Genomic DNA, 18,831 nt, shown 5'->3' with positions numbered 1-18,831 from the left:
CGAATTCGTAGCAATTTGGTATCTTCACCACGAAATCCCTTGTCCGGATGCTTCCACTCTGTAAGAGTCGCGGCATCTTCAGCCACCTCACGAGGAGGTCACCTTGACCACCCGTCTGCAGAACTTCGTCAACGGGGAGTTCGTGGACGCCAAGAGCGGCCGATTCTCCGACATCATCGATCCTTGCACGGGCGAGGCGTACGTCCAGGCCCCGGTCTCCGGCATCGAGGACGTCGACGCCGCCTACGCCGCCGCGGCCGCAGCTTTCGACTCGTGGGGCAGGACCACACCGGGCGAGCGGGCCAACCTGCTGCTGAAGGTCGCCGACGCCATCGAGGCGCGGGCCGACGAGATCAACGAGGCCGAGTGCCGCAACACCGGCAAGCCGCGCGCCCGCATGGCCGAGGACGAGACCCCGGTCGCCGCCGACCACTTCCGCTTCTTCGCGGGCGCGGCCCGCACGCTGGAGGGCCCGACGGCCGGCGAGTTCCTCGCCGAGCACACGAGCGTCATCCGGCACGAGCCGATCGGCGTCATCGGCCAGGTCACGCCCTGGAACTACCCGATGATGATGGCGGTCTGGAAGATCGCCCCGGCGCTCGCGGCGGGCAACACGATCGTGCTCAAGCCGTCCGACACCACCCCGGTCTCCACGCTCAAGCTCGCCGAGATCCTCGGCGAGGTGCTGCCGGCCGGCGTCTTCAACGTCGTCACCGGCGACCGTGAGACCGGCGCGCTCGTCGTCGGCCACCCGACCGCGTCCATGGTCGCGATCACCGGCTCGGTCGGCGCGGGCATGTCGGTCGCCAAGAGCGCCGCCGACGACCTCAAGCGGGTGCACCTGGAGCTCGGCGGCAAGGCCCCGGTCGTGGTCTTCGAGGACGTCAAGGACCTCGCCAAGGCCGCCGCCGACATCGCCACGGCCGGCCTCTACAACGCCGGCCAGGACTGCACGGCCGCCTGCCGGGTGCTCGTGCAGGAGAGCGTGCACGACGAGTTCGTGGCCGCGCTGAGCGAGGCCGCGGCCGCCACCGTCACCGGCGACCTGTCGAACGAGGACGCGCTCTACGGCCCGCTCAACAACGAGAACCAGCTCGCCCGCGTCCAGGGCTTCATCGACCGGGTGCCGGCGCACGCCAAGGTCCTCACCGGCGGCCACCGCGTCGGCGACCGGGGCTACTTCTTCGCCCCCACCGTCGTGGACGGCCTCAAGCAGGACGACGAGATGGTGCAGAACGAGGTCTTCGGCCCGGTCATCACCGTCCAGACCTTCACCGACGAGGCCGACGCGCTGGCCAAGGCCAACGACGTCCGCTACGGCCTGAGCGGCTCGGTCTGGACCTCCGACCACGGCCGCGCGATGCGGATGTCCAACCGCCTCGACTTCGGCGTCGTCTGGGTCAACACGCACATCCCGTTCGTCTCCGAGATGCCGCACGGCGGCTTCAAGCACTCCGGCTACGGCAAGGACCTGTCGGTCTTCGGCCTGCACGACTACACGAGGGTCAAGCACGTCATGCACTACATCGGTGAATAGCGCTGATGACCAGCGCCATCGAGCTTGAGGACGTCGTCAAGGAATATCACGCGCACGGCGAGCTCGTCCGTGCCGTCAAGGGCGTCTCGCTGGACATCGAGGAGGGGGAGTTCTTCTCCCTCCTCGGCCCGTCCGGCTGCGGCAAGACCACGACCATGCGGATGATCGCCGGCTTCGAGGCGCCGTCCAAGGGGCTGGTCAAGCTGCACGGCCAGGACGTCACGAACGTCCCGCCCAACAAGCGCGACGTCAACATGGTCTTCCAGTCCTACGCGCTCTTCCCGCACATGAGCGTCTGGGACAACGTGGCCTTCGGGCTGAAGCAGCGCAAGACCCCGCAGGAGGAGATCAGGCGGCGGGTCGGCGACATCCTGGAGATCGTCGACCTGGTCGGCAGGGAGAAGCGCCGGCCGCGCGAGATGTCCGGCGGCCAGCAGCAGCGGGTGGCGCTGGCCAGGGCGCTGGTCAACCGGCCGCGGGCGCTGCTGCTCGACGAGCCGCTCGGCGCGCTCGACCTCAAACTGCGCCAGGCCATGCAGATCGAGCTGAAGCGCATCCAGCGCGAGGTCGGCATCACGTTCGTGTACGTGACGCACGACCAGAACGAGGCGCTGACCATGAGCGACCGCATCGCGGTCATGAACGACGGCCTGGTCGAGCAGCTCGGCGGGCCGCGGGAGATCTACGAGCGGCCGGCGACGCCCTTCGTGGCCGGTTTCATCGGGACCTCCAACCTGCTCACCGGGACCGCCAGCGCGGGCGAGCTGCGGATCGGCGACGGCCGCGTGCTGGTGCCCGGCCAGGACGGCGAGGTGACGGTCACCGTACGCCCCGAGAAGATCACCATCGGCACGGACGCGCCGGAGGCGGGACTCAGCGCGCTGGCCGGCACGGTCTCCGAGGTGGTCTACCTCGGCACCTACAACAGCTATGCCGTGCGTCTCGCCGACGGGGCCGAGATGACGGTGTTCCAGCAGAACGCCCATGACGCGACGGCCACGGCGGAGCGGGGCGACTCCGTGTGGCTGTCCTGGCAGGCGCAGCACTCGTACGTGATTGGAAGTTGATAGCAGGCCATGAACCCCCGTCTCCCCCTCCCACGCCACGGACTGCCGCGCCGTGAGGCGTTCCGGCTCGCGGGCCTGTCGGCCGCCGGCCTCGCGCTCGCCGCCTGCGGCGTGCAGGGCCAGAAGGCCGCGCCGCCCAAGGCCGACGAGGTCCAGGACTTCTGGTCCAAGCAGACCAAGAACGGCAAGGTGGTCTTCGCCAACTGGCCGGAGTACATGCCCGAGGACAAGGGCCCTCTGGAGAAGTTCGCCAAGGACACCGGCATCTCCTACGAGTACAAAGAAGTCATCCAGGAGAACGCGGACTTCTTCGGCAAGGCCGACCCCGTGCTCCGCGCCGGCCAGCCGCTGGGCTACGACATCGTCGTCATGACCAACGGCATCCAGCTCCAGCACATGATCGAGCTGGGCTACTGCGTGCCGCTCGACCACTCCAAGCTGCCGAACTTCGCGGCCAACGCCGGCCAGAAGTACAAGGAACGCGCCTACGACCCCGGCAACAAGTACACCGTGCCCTACACCTCGGGCGTGACCGGGATCGCGTACAACACGAAGTACGTCAAGGACGACATCACCAGCATCCAGGCGCTGTTCGACCCGAAGTACAAGGGCCGGATCGGCATGATGGCCGACGCGCAGGAGATCGGCAACTTCGGGATGTTCGCCCTCGGCATCGACCCGGAGAAGTCGACCGAGGCCGACTGGAAGAAGGCCGGCGACAAGCTCAAGGAGCAGCGCGACAACGGCCTGGTGCGCAAGTACTACGACCAGAGCTACATCGACGCCGTGGCCAAGGGCGACATCTGGATCACCATGGCCTGGTCGGGCGACGTCTTCCAGCGCCAGCTCGCGGGCGAGCCGGTCAAGTTCGTGGTGCCCGAGGAGGGCGGCACGATCTGGACCGACAACATGCTCATCCCCAAGGGCGCCGCCAACCCGCTGGACGCGCTGATGCTGATGGACTACCTCTACCAGCCGGCCGTGGCCGCCGAGCTGGATGAGTTCATCCAGTTCGTCACCCCGGTCCCGGCGGTGCAGGACCTGCTGCGGGAGAAGGCGAAGACCGCCCAGGGCGAGGACAAGAAGGCGCTGGAGCAGATGGCCGACAGCCCGCTCATGTTCCCGACCGAGGCCGACTACGCCCGGCTGCGCGGCTACACGCCGCTCGACAACAAGCAGCAGCAGATCTTCAACCCGATCTTCCAGTCCGTCACCCAGGCCTAGACGATGCGGCGGCTCACCCCCTACCTGCTGGCGCTGCCGGGCTGGATGTGGCTGGCGATCTTCCTGGTCGTGCCCATGGCGGCCATGGCGTCGGTGTCGCTGCAGACCGGCAACGCCATCGACGGCTACGCGATGACGTTCGCCGTCTCCAACTACACCGACGCCCTCGGCCGCTACAGCACCCAGTTCGTCCGGTCCCTGCTGTACGGCGGGATGGCGACGGTGGCGATGCTGGTCATCGGCTACCCGGTGGCGTACTGGATCGCCTTCAAGGGCGGCCGGCGCAAGTCGGTCTACCTGTTCCTGCTCCTGCTGCCGTTCTTCGTGTCGTTCGTGCTGCGGACGATCTCGTGGAACTTCCTGCTGGCGGACAACGGCATCCTGTTCGGGACGCTGAAGGGCTGGGGGCTGCTGCCCGCCGACTTCCACGTGCTGGCCACCACGTTCGCCGTGGTGGGCGGCCTGACCTACAACTGGCTGCCGTTCATGATCCTGCCGATCTACGTGGCGCTGGAGCGCGTGGACCCGCGGGTGGTGGAGGCGGCCCAGGACCTCTACGCGACCCGCGCCGCGGCCTTCCGCCGGGTGGTGCTGCCGCTGTCGCTGCCCGGGGTGTTCGCCGGGGTGCTGATGACGTTCGTGCCCGCCACGGCGGACCCCGTCAACGCGGCCATCCTCGGCGGCACCGCCAACACCATGATCGGCAACATCATCCAGACCGAGTACCTCACCAACCTCGACTACCCGACGGCCTCGGCGCTGTCGTTCACGTTGATGGGGGTGCTGCTCGTGGGCATCTTCGTCTACGCCCGCGTGCTCGGCACGGAGAACGTCCTCGAGGCGGCGGCCCGATGAGGGGCATCCGGCTGGGTGACCGGCTGCTGCACGTCTGGACCTGGCTCGTCATCGTGTGGTTGTCGTCGCCGATCGCGGTGATGGTCCTGTTCGGCTTCAACGACAAGCAGAGCAAGTCCAACACGACCTGGCAGGGGTTCACCCTCCGCTGGTACGGCGAGCTGTTCGAGATCGCCGACCTGACCACGGCGCTGAGGAACACGCTGGTCATCGCGGTGGCGAGCACGGCCGTCACGGTCGTGATCGGCACCATGCTGGGCCTCGCGCTCGGCCGGCACCGCTTCCGCGGTCTCGGCGCGACGAACTTCCTGGTCTTCGCCGCGATCTCCACGCCCGAGCTGGTCATGGGCGCCTCGCTGCTGTCGCTGTTCGTCTCGGGGAACGTGCCGCGCGACTCCGTCACGATCATCGTCGCGCACGTGCTGTTCTCGCTGTCCTTCGTGGTCGTCACCGTACGGGCACGGGTCGTCGGGCTCGACCCGTCGCTGGAGGAGGCCGCGCGGGATCTCGGGGCGACGGCGTGGGGCACGTTCCGGCAGGTCACGCTGCCGTCGATCATGCCGGGCGTGGCGGCGGGGGCGATGCTGTCGTTCGCGCTGTCGATCGACGACTACGTGGTCACCAGCTTCGTCAACGGCTCGACCGTGACGTTCCCGCTGTGGATCGTGGGTGCGGTGAAGACGGGAATCCCGCCCCAGGTGAACGTCATGGGTACGCTGATCTTCGGCATAGGGGTGCTGATCGCGATCGGCAACGCGATCGCGGCGCGGCGCCGCAACTGAGACCTTCGTAGGGAAGTGGGATTTGTGGATCCGCTGAAGGCGCTTGCTGACGCGGAGCGCAAGCCGTACTGGCTGGACAGCCCGGCCAGACCCGAGCCGCGACCGCGGCTCACCGATCACACCACCGCCGACCTGGCCGTCGTCGGCGGCGGTTTCTCCGGTCTGTGGACCGCGCTGATGGCCAAGGAACGCGACCCCTCACTGGACGTCGTCCTGCTGGAAGGCCGCCGGATCGGCTGGGCGGCCACCGGCCGCAACGGCGGGTTCTGCATGGCGACCCTCACCCACGGCCTGGCCAACGGCCTGGAGCGGTGGCCGGACGACATCGGGCGCCTGGAGCGCATGGGCGTGGCGAACCTCGACGAGATCGAGGCCACGCTGGAGCGCTACGGCGTCGACTGCTCCTTCGAACGCACCGGCGAGCTGCACGTGGCCACCGAGCCCTGGCAGCTCGACGCCCTGGGCGAGCACCTGGACCTCATCTCGGACCTGGGGCTCGACTACGTGCCCCTGGACCAGGAGCAGGTGCGGGCGGAGGTGAACTCGCCCACCTACCTCGGCGGGCTCTGGGAGCGCAGCGGCTGCGCGATGCTCGACCCGGCGCGGCTGGCGTGGGGGTTGCGCGAGGCGTGCCTGCGGGTCGGGGTGCGGGTGCACGAGCGCTCCCCGGTGCGCTCGCTGCGCGACGACGGCGTACGCATCGAGCTGCGCACCCCGTACGGCGGGGTCAGCGCGGCCAAGGTGGCGCTCGGCACCGGCGTCTTCCCGCCGCTGCTGCGCCGGCTCAAGCACTTCGTGGTCCCCGTCTACGACTACGCGCTGATGACCGAGCCGCTGACCGGCGACCAGCTCGCCGCGGTCGGCTGGCGCAACCGGCAGGGCGTGGGCGACTCGGGCAACCGCTTCCACTACTACCGCCTCACCGACGACAACCGCATCCTGTGGGGCGGCTACGACGCCGTCTACTACAACGGCGGCCTGGTCAAGCCCGAGTACGACCAGCGCGACGAGACGTTCGTGACCCTCGCCCAGCACTTCTACGACACCTTCCCGCAGCTCGACGAGGTGCGCTTCACCCACCGGTGGGGCGGCGTGATCGACACCTGCAGCCGCTTCAGCGCCTTCTACGGCCAGGCCCACGGCGGGCGGCTGGCCTACGGCGTCGGCTACACGGGCATGGGCGTGGGCGCCACCCGCTTCGGCGCGAACGTCATGCTCGACCTGCTGTCCGGTGAGCCGACCGAGCGGACCGAGCTGCGCATGGTGAAGGAGAAGCCGGTCCCGTTCCCGCCGGAGCCGGTGCGCTCGGGCGTCATCCAGGTCACCCGCTGGTCGATCGCCCAGGCCGACCAGCACCAGGGTAGGCGCAACCTGTGGCTGCGCACGCTCGACAGGATGGGGCTGGGGTTCGACTCCTGATCTCTCGGGCATGATGCCTGGCGACCCCCAACACCACCGAAGTGGGGGTCGCGAGGTGCGCGCGAGGCTGGTCGCCGGTGTCGGCGTGCTGCTGCTGGCCGGTGGCTGCGGGAGCCGGCAGGTCCAGGTCCTGCCCGCCGCGCCGCCAGCCGTCAAGGTCGCCCGCTGCGTCATGAGCTTTCCCGACGTACGGGGCGCGCGCCTGGCCAGGGCCCGGCTCGCCGACGACATCGCCCGCTACCTCGCGCGCCGCCCCGGCCGGATCGTCTACGCGGTCCACGACCTGGTCAGCGGGGTCACGCTGGGATACGGCCGGCATCGGGACGAGCTGATCACGGCCAGCGGCGCCAAGGTGGACATCGTCATGGCGCTGCTGGCCCGCCGCGCGGGCAGGCTCGACGAGGACGAGCGCGACCTGGCCGTACGCATGATCACGGAAAGCGACAACCGCGCCGCCGACATCATGTGGGCGCGGATCGGCGGGAGCGGCGCGATGAGCGCGTTCTACCGTCGGATCGGGCTGCGCCACACCACGCCGGGGCGGGGCATCTACTGGGGCGGCACCACCAGCAGCCCGTCCGACCGCATCCGGCTGCTGAAGGTGCTGGTCAAGGGCGGCCGCGGACTGAGCGCCGCGGACCGGGACCTGGTGCTCGGCCTGATGGGACGCGTCCAGGAGGACCAGACGTGGGGCGTCAGCGCGGCGGCGCGGCGCGGCGACCGGGTGGCGCTCAAGAACGGCTGGACGCCCCGCCCGTTCGTCCACGGCACCTGGGCCGTCAGCAGCTACGGCAGGATCGCCGGGCCGGGACGGGACCTGCTGCTGTCGGTGCAGACCGACCTGCAGCCGGGGGACGGGGCGGGCATCGAGACCGTCGAGGGCGTGGCCCGCATGATCGGCACCCGCTGGGACGGCCTCACCCCGACCACCCGCCGCCCCTGCCCGACCAACCCCCTCCCGTGAACCCCCGCGGTTCAGGAGCGGGCGGCCGGCACCTCCTCCGGGATCTCTTTCGGCACGCCGCGCAGGCCCACCAGCGCCAGCACCGCGACCGCGGCCAGCAGCACGCCGGTGACCAGCGACGTCACGTGCACACCGGCGAGGAACGCCTCCCGCGCCGCCCGCATGAGCGCCCCGGCCTGCTCGGCGGGCAGCGTGGCGGCCACGTGGGCGGCCCCCGCGATCGACTCCCCGGCCTCCTCCCCGGCGACCCCGGCGGGCAGCTCCAGGTTGACCCGGTAGGTGCTGGTGAGCACGGTGCCGAGGATCGCGATGCCGAGCGCCGCCCCCAGCTCGAACGCGGTCTCCGACACCGCGGCCGCCGCCCCGGCGCGCTCCCTGGGCGCGGTGGCCAGCACGTTGTCGTTGTTCACGGTGAAGGCGAAACCGACGCCCACGCCGCCGATCACCATCGCGGGCAGCAGCGTCACGTAGGTCAGCTCCAGGCCGAGCGTCGTGTAGTAGAGGAACCCGCCCGCCTGCATGGCCAGGCCCAGCGCGACCACACCGCCCCGGCCGAGATGCCGGATCAGCCCGGCCGCGAGCACGCCGCCGGCCGCGCCGGCCAGCCCGCCAGGGAGCTGCGCCAGCCCCGCCTGCAGCGGCGACCAGCCCAGCACGAGCTGCAGATACCAGGCGAACATCAGCATCATGGCCGACATGGCGAAGATCGCCAGCAGGTTCGTCACGATGGACGCGCTGAACGCCCGCCGGGCGAAGAGCCGCACGTCGATCAGCGGCTCGGGCAGCCGCGCCTGCCGCCAGGCGAACAGGCCCAGCAACGCCACCCCGCCCACGCCCGCGACCAGCACGTTCTCGTGCGCCAGGCCCTGGTGCCCGGCCTCCTTGACCGCGTAGACGACCGCGATCACCCCGGCCGTGGACAGGGCCGCGCTGAGGAGGTCGAGCCGGCCGGCCGCCGGGTTGCGCGACTCGGGCAGCACGAGCACGCCGCCGGCCAGCACGAGCAGCATGATCGGCACGTTCATCAGGAACACCGAGCCCCACCAGAAGTGGTCCAGCAGCAGCCCGCCCACGACCGGCCCGACGGCGAAGCCCGCCGCGCTCATCCCGCTCCAGATGCCGACGGCCGCGGTGCGCTCGCCCGGCTCGGTGAAGACGTTCCTGACGATCGACAGCGTCGACGGCATGATCGTCGCACCGGCCACGCCGAGCAGCGCGCGGGCCGCGATCAGCAGCTCCGGGCTCGTCGCGTACGCGGTGAGCGCCGAGGCCGCGCCGAACGCCGCGGCGCCGATCAGCAGCAGCCGCTTGCGGCCGATGCGGTCGCCGAGGTTGCCCATGGTGACCAGCAGGCCGGCGAGGGCGAAGCCGTACACGTCGCCGATCCAGAGGAGCTGGGTGGAGCTCGCGCCGAGATCGGCGGTCAGCCGGGGGAGCGCCAGGTGCAGGACCGTCAGGTCCAGCGAGAGCAGCAGAGTGGCCAGGCAGGCGACGGCCAGGCACCACCATTTGTTCGTCATGCGGGCCAGCGTGGCGGGAGCCTCTGACCGCGGGCCTACCGGTCGCTGACCGCCCCGCTGACCTGACCGTCGAGCTCGGTCAGCGCCGCCGCGATGCGGGCTCGGGTGTCGGCCGTGCTGTACCAGTCGTCCGGGCATTCCGCGCGGGCCCGCAGCAGCAGGCCGCGCGCCTCCTCGGCGGCGCCGCCGCGCAGCGCCACCTCGGCGAGCCCGAGCAGCGCCCAGGCCAGGATCTCGACCGAGCCGTTGCGACCGGCCAGCTCGGCGGCCGGCAGATAGTCGGCCCGCGCCTCCTCCGGCCGGCCCAGGCACTGCAGGGCGTCGCCGCGCCGGCACAGCGACTCGGCGATCTCCGTCGTCGCCTTCAGCTCGCGGGCGATCGCCAGCGACTCGTCCGCCAGCGCGTACGCCGTCGCGTAGTCCCCCTGCTCCTGGTGGAGCGTGCCGAGCCCGGACAGCACCAGCACCGTGCCCCAGCGCTCGCCGATCGCCTTGAACCTGGCCAGGCTCTCGTGGAAGTGGCCCGCGGCCTCCTCCACCCGGCCGAGCACCTGCAGCACGAAGGCCGCCCCCGCGTACGCCAGCGCCCGCGGCCAGGGCGTGAGCCCCGCCATGGTGCGCTGGACGTCGAGATAGGCCTGCTCGAAGTCGCCGCGCGGCCCGTTGTACATCGACAGCAGCATCATCAGGAACTCCACCCGGCGCGGCAGGTGGTTCCACGGCAGCAGCGTGCGCGAGTGGGCGATCAGGTCGCGCACCTCGTCGCCGACCTCGCCCCGCCAGGCGGTGACGACCGCGCAGGTCACGTACTCCTCCTCCAGCCCCTCGGGGACGGCCGCGCCGAGCCTGAGCAGCAGCGTGGCCGCGAGGTCGGCGCTGGTGACGCGGTGACCGCGCATCCACCAGTAGCAGGCGCAGTGCGCGAGCAGCCGCAGCGCCGTCTCGACCTGGCCGGTCTCGGTGGTCCAGCGCAGGGCGGCGTTGACGTCGTCGCTCTCCTCGTCGAGCCGGGCCAGCCACTCCAGCTGCTCGCGGGTGCGCAGCCGCTCGTCGGCGGCGAGCACGAGGTCCAGGCAGCAGGCGGCGTGGGCGTCGCGGGCCGCCGCCACCTCGCCCGACTCGGCCAGCCGCTCCGCGCAGAACGCCTGGATCGTCGCCAGCATCCGGTAGCGCCCGTCCACCCGTTCCACCAGCGACTTCTCCGCCAGCGAGAACAGCACCTCCTCCGGCAGCCCGCACACCCGCTCGGCAGTCTCGGGGCGCGCCCCGTCCACGAACACGCTGAAGCGCCGGGCCATGCGCTGCTCGTCGGCGTCCAGCAGGTCCCAGCTCCAGGCCACGACCGCGCGCAGCGTCTGGTGGCGGGGCAGCGCCGTACGGCTGCCGCGGGCCAGCAGCCGGAACCGGTCGTCCAGCCGCGCCGCCACGTCGGCCACCGACATCGTCCGCAGCCGCGCCGCGGCCAGCTCGATCGCCAGCGGCAGCCCGTCGAGCGCCCGGCAGATCCGTACGACGTGCCCCGCGTTGAGGGCGTTCACCACGAAACCGGGGGACACCGCGCCGGCCCGGTCGGCGAACAGCCGCACGGCCGGATAGTCCAGCGGCTCGACGGCCTCGGCCGGCGGCAGCCGCAGCGGCGCGACCGGGAGGATCGACTCGCCGGTGATGCCCAGCGCCTCCCGCCCGGTGACCAGCACCCGCAGGCCGGGGCAGGAGGCCAGCAGCAGATCGGTCAGCTCGGCGGTCGCCTCGACCAGGTGCTCGCAGTTGTCCAGCACGAGCAGCAGCTCGCGCCCGGCGAGCGCGGTCGCGAGGCGGGTGAGCGGATCCACCGGCCGGTCGGCGGCGGGGCGCAGGGCGTCGCGGACGTCGAGCGCGGCCAGCACCGCGGCGGCCACGTCCGCGCCTTCGGTGACCGGGGCCAGCGGGACGAAGCAGACATCCTGTGGCTCCTGTCCGGCCGCCTCGACCGCGAGCCGCGTCTTGCCCGCCCCGCCCGGGCCGATCAGCGTGACCAGCCGGTCGGCCCGCAGCCGCGCGCTCACCTGGGCCAGCTCCCGGTCCCGGCCGACGAAGCTGGTGAGCTGCGCGGGCAGCCCCTGCCGCTGCGGGGCGGCCGGAGCGGGCGCGCCGAGCGCGGGGTCGGCCCGCAGCACGGCCAGGTGCGCGGCGGCCAGCTCGGGGCCGGGCGCTACGCCCAGCTCCTCGTCGAGCAACCTCCTGGCCTCGTCGTAGACGGTCAGCGCCTCCGCCTGGCGGCCGCTGCCGTAGAGCGCCCGCATGAGCTGGGCGCGTGGCCGCTCGCGCAGCGGATGGGCGGCGACGAGGCCGCGCAGCTCGGCGGCGAGCTCCCGGTGCCGCCCGAGGTCCAGGTCGGCCTGCACCCGGTCCTCCGTCGCGGCGAGGCGCAGCTCCTCCAGCGCGCTCGCCGCGTCCTCCGCGTGCGGGGCGTCGGCCAGCGGCGCGCCCCGCCACAGCTCCAGCGCCTCGCGCAGCAGCCCGGCGGCACGGCCGGGATCGCCGGCCGCGAGGGCCCGGCGACCGGCCGCCGCCAGCCGCTCGAAGCGGTGGGCGTCCACGTCGGACGGCTCGACGGCCAGCCGGTAGCCCGCCGGATGGAACTCGACCAGATCCCTGCCGAGCGCCCTGCGCAGCCGGGACACCTGGGACTGCAGCGCGTTGGCCACGCCCTCGGGCGGCTCGGGGCCGTACAGGCCGGCGGCGAGCCGGTCCGCCCCGACGACGCGGCCGGCGTGCAGGGCCAGCAGGGTGAGCAGCGCCCGCACCCGGGGGCCGCCGAGCGCGACGGGCTCGCCGTCGTCGCCCAGCACCGTGGTGGGCCCCAGGATCTGGAAGCGCATGCCTCGATTATCCAATTTTCGGCAGCAGCGCGGCCGTCTCCTCATAGGTCGGGACGCGGGGCGCGGGCCTGCCCTCGGCGGCGAGCGCCGCCGCCAGCGCCCCCTGGAGCGCGGCCCGGTAGAGCAGCGAGCCCGTGCTCACCCGGGCCACCCCGGCCGCGCCGAGCTCGGCCATCGTGGGGCCGTCCGGCTGGAGGAGCACGTTGAGCGGCAGCGGCGTGGCCGCCGCCACCTCGGCGATCGCGTCCAGTCCGGTCAGGCCGGGCACGAAGACGCCGTCGGCGTGCGCGTACGCCCGCACCCGCTCCAGCGTGTCGCCCGTCCGCAGCCAGCAGGTGTCGGTACGGGCGTTGACGAACACGCCGTGCCCCTTGGCCGCCTCGATGATCTCCTGGTGCAGCCCGATCGGGCGCAGGGTGCCGTCCGGCCGGCCGTCCTCGAGGTTCACGCCCGCCACGCCCAGCGCGGCCAGGCTCGCCACCAGGTCCGACACCTCGGCGGGATCGTCGCTGAAGCCGCCCTCGATGTCCACGGTGACGAACACGCCGAGGTCCTTGATGGTCTCGGCCAGCTCGACGGTCTCGGCGCGGGTGACGCCGGCCGCGTCCGGCCGGCCGTGCACGGCCGCCACGCCGAGGCTCGTGGTGCCGATCGCGGGGAAGCCCAGCGCGGCCAGGGCGGCCGCCGAGCCGTAGTCCCAGGCGTTCGGCAGCAGGAACGGCTGGCCGGGGCGGTGCAGGTCGCGGAAGCTCACGGGCGCTCACCCTCCCGCAGCCCCTCCAGCACGCCGGCGGCCAGCGCGAGCGCGTACGCGGGCGCCGGGCAGGGCCGCACCCCGGCGCCGAACGTCAGATGCGGCGTCTCGCCGCGCGCCGGGTCGAACCGGCCGGGATCGGGGAAGACGTCAGGGTCGCGGTTGGCGGCCACCAGGTCGAGGGTCACCTCCTCGCCGCTGTGGAGGTCCAGCCTGCGGGTGACCTTGAGCGGCGGATCGTGCCGGAGCGTCTCGCGCAGCACCGCCTCCACGTCGTCGTGCTCGGCGAGCCGCGGCAGGGCGCCCGCGATCAGCGCCTCGGTGGTGGCGTGCCCCTGGAGCAGCAGGGTGACGGCCGGCAGGTCGGTCTGGTCCAGGAGGGCGGCGACGGCGGCGTCCGCCTGCGGGCTCTCCTCGCCCGACAGGTATCCGGCCGCCGCGGCGGCGACCGGCGTGGTGTCGGCGACGCCGAGCGCGGCCCCGAGCACCCGCGTGGGCACGGCACGCCACTCGTCGGGCCGTTCCAGGGTCGCGGCCTTGGCGGCGGCGCGCAGGTGTACGGGGTCCAGGGCGGCCAGCCGCTCGACGACGCGGCGGCGGCGTTCGGCGTGCTCCGCGCCGGAGCTGAACCGCGAGACGTGGGCGCGCAGCCAGGCCAGCGTCCCCTCGGGGGCGTCCTGGCGCACGGGCGGCGGCACGTACCGGGGGTCGGCGAGCACCGCCAGGGCTTCGGCGTGACGGGTGATGTGCATGCGGTCCACGCTAGGAGCGCGATCCTTCGGCGGCGGCCGAAACGTGCCCGCCCTCAGGCGGCCAGCTCGGACGCGCCCTCGGCGGACGCGTCCCCGACAGGCGCGGACCCGGCGGGCGCGGAATGAGCGGGGGCGCTCTCGCCGAGCGCGGAAGGCGCGGGCGCACTCTCGGCGGTCGCGGCCGCGGCGTGCGCGGAGACCCGGCGACCGGCCGCGGCCGCCACCGCCATCGTCACGAGAAGCACCATCTCGGCCAGCACCACGGCCCGCTCCAGCGGCCCGTAGTAGGCGACCCCGTTGATCAGCGGCGAGGTGACGGTGGCCGGATGCGCGGCCAGGTACGCCGCCAGCGTCAGCCCCGCCGTCACGCTCATCGCCCGCACCGCGTTCCAGCGGGCGGCCCCCGCCCGTCCCCTGGCGAACGTCCACCCGGCGACCGGCAGCGCGGTGAACACCACGGCGGCCGCCCAGCGGTGGATCTCCCCGGCGAGCGTACCGATCTGGGAGGAGCCGGGATCGGTGGGGAAGACCGCGCTCAGCATCAGCCCGGCGGCCCCGGCCAGCAGCAGCACCCGGGTGGCCGCGGTGCGCGCCGGGTCGGCCACGACCAGCCCGTACGCCAGGCTGAGGCACGCCCCCGCGAGCGCCAGCATCCCGACGAGCACCGGCACCAGCCCGCCGGCGACCAGCGCGTAGTCGCTGATCAGCGGCTGGGCGGGCAGGGTGAGCTCGGTCCAGGCGAGCGCCGCCGCCGAGGCGGCCGTGCCACCGGCCGTGGCCCACAGGCTCCACCGAGGGATCATCGCGCGACCTCGTCGTAGATCGCCTCGAACCGGGCCAGCGACGCCTGGTCGTCGTGGGTGAGGGCGAGCTCCCTGCTGGCCTTGCCGTACCTGGCGCGCAGCTCGTCGTCGCCGAGCACGCGGGTCAGGTGGCGGGCCAGCTCGACCACGTCGCCCGGCTGGAACAGGTGGCCGTTGCAGACCACCAGGTGCGGCAGCGCCATCGCGTCGGCGGCCACCACGGGCAGGCCGCTCGCCATGGCCTCCAGCGTCGCGATGCTCTGCAGCTCGGCGACGCCGGGCATGGCGAAGACGTCGGCGGCGGCGTACGCCTGCGGCATGTTCTCGTCGGGCACGAAGCCGAGGAAGAACACCCGGTCGCCGACCCCGATCCTGGCGGCCAGCCGCTCCAGCTCGGCCCGCTGGTTGCCCTTGCCGACCAGCGCCACCTGGGCGTCGGTCTCGTTGAGCACCAGCGGCAGCGCCCTGACCAGCTCGTCGATCCGCTTCTCCTCGTCGAGGCGGCCGACGAACAGCGCGGTCGGCCGGTCGGGCAGGCCGAACAGCTTGCGCGCCCACGCCTTGGGCTCGGCGTGCGGGTGGAACCTGCTGAGGTCGATGCCGCAGGACACCGGCTCCACCTCCCGCGCGAACCCCTGGTCGGCGAGGAGCCGCGCGGCCAGCGGGGTGGGCGTGGTGACGTGGTCGGCCCGGTTGAAGACGCGGCTGAAGTCGCGCCAGGCCAGCCGGCCCGCCTTCACGCGCAGCCGGTCGGGGATGTGGGCGAACTGGAAGAGGTTGTCGGGCATGAAGTGGTTGGTGGCCACGACGGGGACGCCGGCGCGCCGGGCGGCGGCGATGGCGGCCCGGCCGACCACGAAGTGGCCCTGCGTGTGCAGCACGTCCGGGTTGATGTCGGCGACCAGCCGGTCCAGCCGGGTCGGCACGGTGACGCGCATGGTCGGGTGCACCAGCAGCGGCGCCGAGCGCAGCCGGTGCACGATGACGCCGTCCACGACGTCGGCACTGGCCGGGCCGTGCTCCGACTGGCAGACCACGTGCACCTCGTTGCCGCGCGCGGCGAGGCCGGTGGCCAGGCGGTGGGTGAAGTAGGCGGCGCCGTTCACGTCGGGAGGGTAGGTGTCGGTCGAGATCAGCACCCGGCGCGGGCGCTCGGGGGCGGGGGCGAGCCGGGCGCGGTCGGTGACGCTGTGCAGGGGCATGGCCATGACGGTGACTCCACAATCGCAAGGGAACCCGGCCCGGGGAGGGCCGGAGGGGGAACAGGGGACGACGAGCCGGGAACGGGGTCGGGGTCAGGCGAGATCGTTGCGCGCCTCCAGCGGACTGGTACGCGCCAGCGCGACGGTGCCGGCGGCGGTCAGCAGGGCGGCCACGACCGGGGCGGCCCCGGTGGGCAGCGGCTCGCCGAGCAGCAGCGCGCCGAACGCCACCGCCGTCAGCGGATCGGCGACCTGCAGCGAGGCGAACGACACGCCGAAGTGGCCGACGGCGTAGGCCCGCTGCAGCATCATCAGCGCGAGCAGCGTGGGCACCGGCAGGGCCAGCAGGTACCACCAGTTCCAGCCGCCGTCGACGAGCACCCGCATGAGGGTGGCGGTGGCGCCGTACAGGACGCCGGAGCTGGTGGCCAGCAGCGCCGCCCGCCAGGCCGGCGAGGCCGCCTTCGCGCCCGCCCACAGCAGCACCGCCGCGATCCCGGCCACGCCGAGCAGGAGGAGGACGCCGTCCGGGTCGAGCCGGGTCGGCCCCTCGGACTCGGGGACCATCAGCACGAGCCCGACCAGCCCGGCCGCCACGACCGCCGCCGCGCCCAGCTCCTTGCGGGTGGGCCGGCGGCCGTGCAGCGTGGCGGCGAGCGGCAGGGCGAACAGCAGGCTCGCCACGCCCATCGGCTGCACCACGGTGAGCGGGCCGAGCCCGAGCGCGACGATGTGCAGGCCGCCACCCGCCAGGATGGACGCGCCGCCGATCAGCCAGCGCGGCCGGCGCAGCAGGGCGAGGAGCCCCGGCTTCGCCGAGCCGGCGGCCTCGAACTGCTGAAGGGCGGCGCCGAGGGCGAAGAACAGCGACCCGACCAGGGCGATCGCCGCGGCCAGCACAGTCATGCGCACTCCTCTCGAATCGGATGGTCGCCCGGCAGGGTCAAACGGACGTGTCCACGGGAAGGACTTCCGGGGAAGGCTGGGTGGCGCGGCGCTTCCGCGCCCACCGCACGAGCTCGACCACCGCCGTGACGGACACCGCGATGCCGAGGCCCAGCAGCAGGCCCTTGATCGGGTCGTTCTCGAACGCCATCCCGCCGAAGAACCCGATCAGCCCGGAGTAGACCGCCCACGAGCTCGCCGCGATCGCGTCGAAGAAGGTGAACGAGCGCAGCGGGTGGCGTACCGCGCCCATGGTGAGCGTGGTGGCCGTCCGGCCGCCGGGGATGTACCTGGCCACGACCAGCACCAGCCCGCCCCGCTCCTCCAGCGCGCCGCGCGCCCAGACGAACGCCTTCTTGTCCCGCAGCCGCCCGCCGGACATGCGCCCGATCAGGTACGACACGTGATCGCCCACGAACGCGCCGAGCGCCGCGACCACCATCACCAGGGCGAGGTTCGTCTCCCCGGAAGCGGCGAACACCGCCGCCGTGATCACCGACGTCTCGGCCGGGACGATGGGGAAGAACCCGTCGAGCACGGCCAGGGCGAACAGGGCCGCGTACAGCCAAGGGGATGACATGACCTGCTGGACCAGGTCGAGGATGGCATGTGACATGGGGCGTTGACTCCGATCTTCACGGCACACGGACAGCGTCTCGGTACGCGGGGTCCCGGGGCATCGGGGATGCCCCCGGTCGAACGCGGACCCGTCCCCTAATCGGGTCAGGGCCGTAGCTCATGAAGCTAGAAACTCCGCTGGTCATGGCACATCGGCCGATCGGCAGCGGGTGCCCCCGACTTTCGTCGGGGGCGGTGCCGCCTGCCCCGGCCGACACCTTCGATCCAACCCGTTCGCGCAGGCCGGCGCAGGAGTGGAGGTAGGCGAATCGGGGGTGGGGCTAGCACTACCAGGACGGTGCCACGCGCCCTACCCTGACTTTCGTCAGGGTCGTCTCCTGCCGGAGGACGAGGGCGGGCCTCCGCCCGGCCCCCATAGGCTCGACGACGTGAGAATCCCGCCGTCGATCCGCAGGCAGAGCCGCCGTGAGGTGGTCGTCGACCTGCTGCTCTGGATGTTGTTGTGCGCCTTCGTCGCCGCCGCGGGGCCCGATCCCCTCCGGGACCCGGCCGCGTTCGGGATGGTGACCGGGCCGCGGCTCGCCCTGGCGTCGGCGGTGGTGCTGGTGGGCCGCCGCCGGCCGCTCGTCGCCCTGGTGCTGCTGCTGCCGCTCGGCCCGTGGCGCTTCAGCGAGGGGTTCGCCACCGTGGACCTGAGCTGGCTGCTGCCCCGGACCGGCGTCAAGATCCTCCCACTGGTGCCGGCCTCGCCGTTCATCATGGGGTACGCCTACCTGACCGGCCGGCGGGAGGGCGCGGCGTGGCCGCCGGTCGCCGCGTTCGGCCTCATCACGGCGGTCGGCGTGGCGGTCGTGCTCGCGGCGGGCGGCGACATCGCCCTGTGGGTGTCGATGGTGACCGGGCTGGTGGGCACCTATCTGATCCCGTACCTGATAGGGCTGGTGCGGCGGCTGGTGATCCGGCAGCGGGGCCAGGCCAGGCTCTCGGCCGAGGCGCAGGCCCGGCTGCGCGAGCGGGCCAGGATCGCGCGGGACATGCACGACTCGCTCGGCCACGACCTGGCCCTGATCGCGGTCCGGGCGGCCGGGCTGGAGCTGGCCCCCGGGCTGGACCCGGCGCAGGCGCGGGCGGCGGGGGAGCTGCGGGAGGCGGCGGGCGACGCCACCGAGCGGCTGCGGCAGATCATCGGGCTGCTGCGCGAGGACTCCGACGCCGCGCCGCTTGAGCCGGTGAACGAGGACGTGACCGAGCTGGTCCGCCGGGCCAGGGACTCCGGCATGACCATCGACCTCGACGTGGCCGCCGGGCCGGCGCCCGCGCTGGCCGGGGCCGTCGTCCAGGAAGGGCTCACCAACGCGGCCAAGCACGCGCCGGGGGCCGCCGTGCGGATCTCGGTGGGCCCCCGCCGGGTGAGCGTGCGCAACGGGCCCGCGCGCGGCCGGCCGGTCGCCAGGCGGGGCGGCATGGGGCTGGCGGGCCTCGCCGAACGGGCCCGCCTGGCGGGCGGCACGCTCACCGCCGGAGCGGTGGACGGCGGCTACGAGCTCGTCGTGGAACTCCCCTGAAG

At 72.9% G+C, this 18,831-nt stretch carries 16 protein-coding genes; 8 read left to right on the top strand and 8 right to left on the bottom strand.

The annotated features are described in order from the left end of the window. The first annotated feature begins 103 nt into the window (after nucleotides 1-103). Genes AC27IY_RS15695 through AC27IY_RS15665 form a run of 7 tightly spaced genes read left to right on the top strand, consistent with a single transcriptional unit; the run spans nucleotide 104 to nucleotide 7,848 of the window. Nucleotides 104-1,537, top strand: a complete 1,434-nt coding sequence (locus AC27IY_RS15695; RefSeq protein ID WP_487178374.1) for a gamma-aminobutyraldehyde dehydrogenase — start codon at nucleotides 104-106, stop codon at nucleotides 1,535-1,537. Nucleotides 1,538-1,542: 5 nt separating this feature from the next. Further along, nucleotides 1,543-2,604 carry an ABC transporter ATP-binding protein gene (locus AC27IY_RS15690; protein ID WP_344219988.1) on the top strand — a complete coding sequence of 354 codons (1,062 nt, stop codon included), beginning with the start codon at nucleotides 1,543-1,545 and terminating at the stop codon, nucleotides 2,602-2,604. A 9-nt stretch (nucleotides 2,605-2,613) separates the two neighbouring features. Continuing rightward, entirely contained in the window at nucleotides 2,614-3,828 is a 1,215-nt protein-coding gene (locus tag AC27IY_RS15685; protein WP_364448537.1) for an ABC transporter substrate-binding protein, read from the top strand. Between the two features lie 3 nt (nucleotides 3,829-3,831). Further along, on the top strand, nucleotides 3,832-4,683 hold the full coding sequence (locus tag AC27IY_RS15680; protein ID WP_329583698.1) for an ABC transporter permease: 852 nt from the start codon (nucleotides 3,832-3,834) through the stop codon (nucleotides 4,681-4,683). Next, nucleotides 4,680-5,465: an ABC transporter permease gene (locus tag AC27IY_RS15675; protein WP_344219994.1), complete on the top strand. Its 786-nt coding sequence runs from the start codon at nucleotides 4,680-4,682 to the stop codon at nucleotides 5,463-5,465. Before AC27IY_RS15680 ends, AC27IY_RS15675 begins: the two co-directional genes overlap by 4 nt. A 24-nt stretch (nucleotides 5,466-5,489) precedes the next feature. Further along, a complete protein-coding gene (locus AC27IY_RS15670) occupies nucleotides 5,490-6,884 on the top strand; it encodes an NAD(P)/FAD-dependent oxidoreductase (RefSeq protein ID WP_364448529.1) in 1,395 nt (464 codons plus the stop codon). A gap of 55 nt (nucleotides 6,885-6,939) precedes the next feature. After that, entirely contained in the window at nucleotides 6,940-7,848 is a 909-nt protein-coding gene (locus AC27IY_RS15665; RefSeq protein WP_423478549.1) for a serine hydrolase, read from the top strand. Between the two features lie 11 nt (nucleotides 7,849-7,859). Here the strand turns inward: AC27IY_RS15665 and AC27IY_RS15660 are convergent, their stop codons facing one another. The 8 genes from AC27IY_RS15660 to AC27IY_RS15625 form a co-directional block, all read right to left on the bottom strand. Then, a complete protein-coding gene (locus AC27IY_RS15660) occupies nucleotides 7,860-9,368 on the bottom strand; it encodes an MFS transporter (protein ID WP_487178373.1) in 1,509 nt (502 codons plus the stop codon). Between the two features lie 35 nt (nucleotides 9,369-9,403). After that, complete coding sequence (locus AC27IY_RS15655; RefSeq protein ID WP_487178372.1) at nucleotides 9,404-12,229, bottom strand: AfsR/SARP family transcriptional regulator; 2,826 nt, start codon at nucleotides 12,227-12,229, stop codon at nucleotides 9,404-9,406. Between the two features lie 7 nt (nucleotides 12,230-12,236). Then, nucleotides 12,237-12,983, bottom strand: a complete 747-nt coding sequence (locus AC27IY_RS15650) for an isocitrate lyase/PEP mutase family protein (protein WP_487178371.1) — start codon at nucleotides 12,981-12,983, stop codon at nucleotides 12,237-12,239. Continuing rightward, entirely contained in the window at nucleotides 12,980-13,735 is a 756-nt protein-coding gene (locus AC27IY_RS15645) for a cytochrome P450 (RefSeq protein WP_487178370.1), read from the bottom strand. The genes AC27IY_RS15650 and AC27IY_RS15645 overlap by 4 nt, the downstream gene beginning before the upstream one ends. Before the next feature lie 53 nt (nucleotides 13,736-13,788). Continuing rightward, complete coding sequence (locus AC27IY_RS15640) at nucleotides 13,789-14,538, bottom strand: DUF998 domain-containing protein (protein WP_487178369.1); 750 nt, start codon at nucleotides 14,536-14,538, stop codon at nucleotides 13,789-13,791. Further along, nucleotides 14,535-15,746 (bottom strand): glycosyltransferase, encoded by a 1,212-nt coding sequence (locus tag AC27IY_RS15635; RefSeq protein WP_449958418.1) that lies wholly within the window; start codon nucleotides 15,744-15,746, stop codon nucleotides 14,535-14,537. Before AC27IY_RS15635 ends, AC27IY_RS15640 begins: the two co-directional genes overlap by 4 nt. 87 nt (nucleotides 15,747-15,833) lie before the next feature. Beyond that, nucleotides 15,834-16,646 carry a DMT family transporter gene (locus tag AC27IY_RS15630; protein ID WP_423478556.1) on the bottom strand — a complete coding sequence of 271 codons (813 nt, stop codon included), beginning with the start codon at nucleotides 16,644-16,646 and terminating at the stop codon, nucleotides 15,834-15,836. A gap of 37 nt (nucleotides 16,647-16,683) precedes the next feature. Then, complete coding sequence (locus tag AC27IY_RS15625) at nucleotides 16,684-17,301, bottom strand: DedA family protein (RefSeq protein WP_344220010.1); 618 nt, start codon at nucleotides 17,299-17,301, stop codon at nucleotides 16,684-16,686. 391 nt (nucleotides 17,302-17,692) lie between these two features. Between AC27IY_RS15625 and AC27IY_RS15620 the strand changes: the two genes are divergently transcribed. Next, nucleotides 17,693-18,829 (top strand): sensor histidine kinase, encoded by a 1,137-nt coding sequence (locus AC27IY_RS15620; protein ID WP_487178368.1) that lies wholly within the window; start codon nucleotides 17,693-17,695, stop codon nucleotides 18,827-18,829. Nucleotides 18,830-18,831 lie beyond the last annotated feature (2 nt).

It is taken from the genome of Nonomuraea sp. B208, from assembly GCF_057536035.1.
This window is presented reverse-complemented; position numbering and strand designations above follow the sequence as displayed.

Bases quoted from the DNA above. Each gene is read 5' to 3' on its own strand.
- AC27IY_RS15690 (WP_344219988.1), top strand. From the start codon at position 1,543: ATGACCAGCGCCATCGAGCTTGAGGACGTCGTCAAGGAATATCACGCG.
- AC27IY_RS15685 (WP_364448537.1), top strand. From the start codon at position 2,614: ATGAACCCCCGTCTCCCCCTCCCACGCCACGGACTGCCGCGCCGTGAG.
- AC27IY_RS15680 (WP_329583698.1), top strand. From the start codon at position 3,832: ATGCGGCGGCTCACCCCCTACCTGCTGGCGCTGCCGGGCTGGATGTGG.
- AC27IY_RS15675 (WP_344219994.1), top strand. From the start codon at position 4,680: ATGAGGGGCATCCGGCTGGGTGACCGGCTGCTGCACGTCTGGACCTGG.
- AC27IY_RS15660 (WP_487178373.1), bottom strand. From the start codon at position 9,368: ATGACGAACAAATGGTGGTGCCTGGCCGTCGCCTGCCTGGCCACTCTG.
- AC27IY_RS15655 (WP_487178372.1), bottom strand. From the start codon at position 12,229: ATGCGCTTCCAGATCCTGGGGCCCACCACGGTGCTGGGCGACGACGGC.
- AC27IY_RS15645 (WP_487178370.1), bottom strand. From the start codon at position 13,735: ATGCACATCACCCGTCACGCCGAAGCCCTGGCGGTGCTCGCCGACCCC.
- AC27IY_RS15640 (WP_487178369.1), bottom strand. From the start codon at position 14,538: ATGATCCCTCGGTGGAGCCTGTGGGCCACGGCCGGTGGCACGGCCGCC.
- AC27IY_RS15635 (WP_449958418.1), bottom strand. From the start codon at position 15,746: ATGGCCATGCCCCTGCACAGCGTCACCGACCGCGCCCGGCTCGCCCCC.
- AC27IY_RS15630 (WP_423478556.1), bottom strand. From the start codon at position 16,646: ATGACTGTGCTGGCCGCGGCGATCGCCCTGGTCGGGTCGCTGTTCTTC.
- AC27IY_RS15625 (WP_344220010.1), bottom strand. From the start codon at position 17,301: ATGTCACATGCCATCCTCGACCTGGTCCAGCAGGTCATGTCATCCCCT.